Annotated in this window: 1 protein-coding gene and 1 pseudogene; one reads left to right on the top strand and one right to left on the bottom strand. The window is 37.8% G+C overall.

Going from position 1 to position 3,014, the window contains the following annotated elements; translation table 11 throughout:
• Window positions 1-160 precede the first annotated feature (160 nt).
• Window positions 161-1,192, top strand: coding sequence for a hypothetical protein (locus tag LKK83_RS01105; RefSeq protein ID WP_324628888.1), 1,032 nt, complete (start codon window positions 161-163; stop codon window positions 1,190-1,192).
• Between the two features lie 159 nt (window positions 1,193-1,351).
• Here the strand turns inward: LKK83_RS01105 and LKK83_RS01100 are convergent.
• Window positions 1,352-2,374, bottom strand: a pseudogene (locus tag LKK83_RS01100) (IS4 family transposase).
• Between the last annotated feature and the right edge of the window lie 640 nt (window positions 2,375-3,014).

Raw genomic sequence — 3,014 nt, 5'->3', positions numbered from 1 at the left:
AAAAATTGGGTTCTCAAGGTCGTAAAGCTTCTTGCATGAAAGCGATCGCCCTCCCAAATCACCCACAGCGCGATCGCTTTCATCGAGCCAGTCTAGGAACTCTACTGATTTCCTAGTTTTAGGTCTTTTAATTACTGAAAGCTACCAACTTTAATTAACAATGAATTTCTACAAAATTTTGCAAGGATGTCCCCAAATTATTCTAGCTGCTATCCTAATGTTTTTTACCTCATCTTGTGTAGACAACACATTAGGCGAATTCGATAAAGCAATCGATATCTTGGGAAACGAATCGGCCAATTGGCGTCAGGTCGTTCAAGACTTGGAAAAGTCAACGAAAGAAACCATCAGCTATGAAATAGAAAATTTGGCTAAAACTACTATAAATACAGCCGGATCGGAAATGCGATGTAATGCTACTTTTATCAATGACTATGTTCGCCATGAAGTTCAGAAAGAAATTCTCAAAAGAAGAAATAATTTAGCCCAAAAAATTGGAAAACCTCCGAAAACCATCCCAGACCCACTCCCGGCGATCTGTAATGCTGTACCGGGAAATATAGAACTCAAAGGTAAGAGACCTCAGAGTTCCTCTATTGAGTTTTATGGTTATTTCCTAAATCCTAACGATATTCAGATTATCGCACATTTGAACGAACAGAAAGCCAGACAAGCCAAGATAGAGGACTCAACTTCTCCTAGACTTATTAAGAGAAATTTGGCTGGAGGACAATTTAAGGTTTCTCTAAATTTAGGAAATAATGGCATTTCGGGAGACTTTCTCCAAATTGTCGATCGCATTAGCCTAAAAAGCCAGAATCAAGAAATCTATAGCATTAACGTAATTCATTCTCGTACAGAAACTATAGGTCGGCCAATTACTGCAAGCAGTCGTAGCAATATGAAAGGAGGATATAGTACGGGAAAAGCAACGCTTTACCGGAATGGTAAATTAGCGATCGAAGGAACAGCAGAAGCCACAGAGCGGTTAACCGGCGTTAAAGCAACAGTGAATGTTGTGGGGGTAGATGAAAACGGAAATGTTTTATTTTCAGAATTCTTAGATATCCCTACAGCTTGTGGGAAATGGGATGCCTGTTCTTCACGTCGAAACGGTCGTAGCGATCGATATATTTCTCCAAAAATAGCCCAGGATGTAATTCGTCTCAATATTCATTTTTCTGAACGTTAAGATATGAGTTTTGGTTACAGAAAGCTGACCAGCTATTTGAGTAAGTGATGCTACTTGGTTTTTAGGAAAAGTTAGAAATTGGGTCTCTTTCACAAATGTTGAATGTCGATACAAAACTTTACATTACAAGTTACACTAAGCCTTAAAAGCCTAAATTACTCAACCAAACCTCATCTCCTCAAACCAATAAACGTCACTGATTTTTTGACACATACAAGATTGTAAATAGCGGAATTTATCTAATAGTGTATTTCCCCATTGAGCGGGAATGGATATAATCTCTAAAATTAGATAAGCTATCAAGCTTACATAAATTTGAATGGTTATGCCGTTGACATTTTTTGTGATGAGTTTGTCAAGCTTTAAATGCATTTTTAAAAACTTCCATGATAATTCAACGGCCCAGCGTAATCGATAAATCTCTCTAATTTCATCATCAGAAACTGCGGCTTCTCCCTCATAAGGTAAATTGGTGATTAAGCGAAACTCAGTTTTAGTTTCTAGAACGCAAAAATTAATGAACCTATAAGTTTTAGCATCACGAAAGGAGCCAACTTTAACTAATTTCGAGTATTCCTCAAATTCTCACTTCCAATTGTTTTTTATACGCAAAACAAAATATTTATTTTCTTGGACTAATTCTTCAATAAAATCTAATCCAGCAAATCCTCTATCCATTACCCCGACAGCATTTGGGGGAAGACTAGACATCATTTTTGAGCCAAACTTATAATCATGGTCATACCCAAAATTGATAAAGTTATCTTCGGGGGTTCCCGTAGCTAGATTGAGAGAACTGAACAGTTTCACTTGATGGTATTCCAGAACCCACAACAATTTACTGGTGAGAGTTATGATGGTTGAATCTATTGGACAGATTGAGTATTTATCGTGTAATTTTTTAGGATTTCCTTTAGAAGCCAATCGATTCAACTTTTGATAAATTTTTTGAAATAATGTTAGCTCGCGGCGCGAACTTGCTTTGGAAAATGTGGACATATTTACGTCAAAACCAGTATTGTTTAATCGCTTGAATAAATCGCGCATACTGGTCAAGCTATTATCCATAACATAAGATAGCCAACACTCGAAAAACAGACGGCTGTTCAATACGGGATAATCATTTTTGGGTAGCTCTCGCAAGATATCCTTGATAATCTTTGGGAAGGAATTGATAATCATGGCTAAACTCAAATATTTGAACATTTTGCCCAATCATAACATATTTGACGTGATTTATCTCAGGTTTTTATTGACATTCAACACTTGTGGGTCTCTTTCTACAAATATCGCTCTTGATGCCAACCAATATTGTGATAGAAACCCGGTTTTTTGGCTAGGGGCGTTTGCTTTTTTTGGGGGTAACAGAAACTGGAGTAGAAACCCGGTTTCTTTTCACAAACTTCGGTCTTGATGCCAAGATTGTAGTAGAAACCCGGTTTCTTGGCTTTTGATGCCACAATTGTGACAGAAGGTTTCTTGGCTAGGGGCGGCTATATTTTTCCTACGATAAACTCTTCTCGGATTTCCTCATTTTATTCCTCTTTCAAGGCTTGCTGAAGTTTCTTGAGTGTCTCAGGAATTAGATGATTCTTGGCTGGCATTTACGTGCTGGTGATTTAGCTAAATTGATATTGCTATTATACCCAATTTAATTGCTGAACAGCTTACCATGTTTCAAAAACTTTTCACCCTCGGTTTAGTGTCTTTAATCGCTGCAGTGCCTACCGTCGCACTAGCGTCCCCTCGAATTCCCAGACCCGATGAGAATGGGAATTATTATGATATTGCTGAAGCGTTTATTTGGAGAGTGGTAGACCCC

This window comes from Phormidium sp. CCY1219, assembly GCF_035615515.1.
In the GTDB taxonomy this organism is placed as follows: Bacteria; Cyanobacteriota; Cyanobacteriia; order Cyanobacteriales; family Laspinemataceae; genus CCY1219.
The sequence above is the reverse complement of the archived record's forward strand: the minus strand, read 5'-3'. Positions and strand labels throughout refer to the sequence as shown.